The 384-nt window shown below is 50.5% G+C and carries 3 tRNA genes; all 3 read right to left on the bottom strand.

The window, feature by feature from the left end:
* Positions 1 to 64 precede the first annotated feature (64 nt).
* The 3 genes from CP355_RS10105 to CP355_RS10095 all read right to left on the bottom strand — a co-directional run bounded on the left by CP355_RS10105 (position 65) and on the right by CP355_RS10095 (position 328).
* Positions 65 to 137: transfer RNA gene (locus CP355_RS10105), tRNA-Thr, on the bottom strand.
* A gap of 24 nt (positions 138 to 161) precedes the next feature.
* Positions 162 to 243: transfer RNA gene (locus CP355_RS10100), tRNA-Leu, on the bottom strand.
* Between the two features lie 12 nt (positions 244 to 255).
* A tRNA-Lys gene (locus tag CP355_RS10095) sits at positions 256 to 328 on the bottom strand.
* Positions 329 to 384 lie beyond the last annotated feature (56 nt).

Raw genomic sequence — 384 nt, 5'->3', positions numbered from 1 at the left:
AACCCGCGACCCCCACCATGGCAAGGTGATGTTCTACCACTGAACTACTTCCGCAAAATATAAATGCCGATTATACGACTTGAACGTACGACCCCCTGTTTACAAGACAGATGCTCTACCAACTGAGCTAAATCGGCATATTGTCAATATGTGGTTGGCAATACGGGTGGTGGGACTTGAACCCACACGTCCGAAAACACTAGAACCTAAATCTAGCGCGTCTGCCAATTCCGCCACACCCGCAAATTAGGGTCATGAGCCGTGAGGGACTTGAACCCTCGACCCACGGATTAAAAGTCCGTTGCTCTACCAACTGAGCTAACGACTCGATGGAGGATACAGGGCTCGAACCTGTGACCTCCTGCTTGTAAGGCAGATGCTCTC

It is taken from the genome of Lactobacillus sp. UMNPBX4 (assembly GCF_002554115.1).
GTDB classification, from domain to species: Bacteria; Bacillota; Bacilli; order Lactobacillales; family Lactobacillaceae; genus Lactobacillus; species Lactobacillus gallinarum.
The sequence above is the reverse complement of the archived record's forward strand: the minus strand, read 5'-3'. Positions and strand labels throughout refer to the sequence as shown.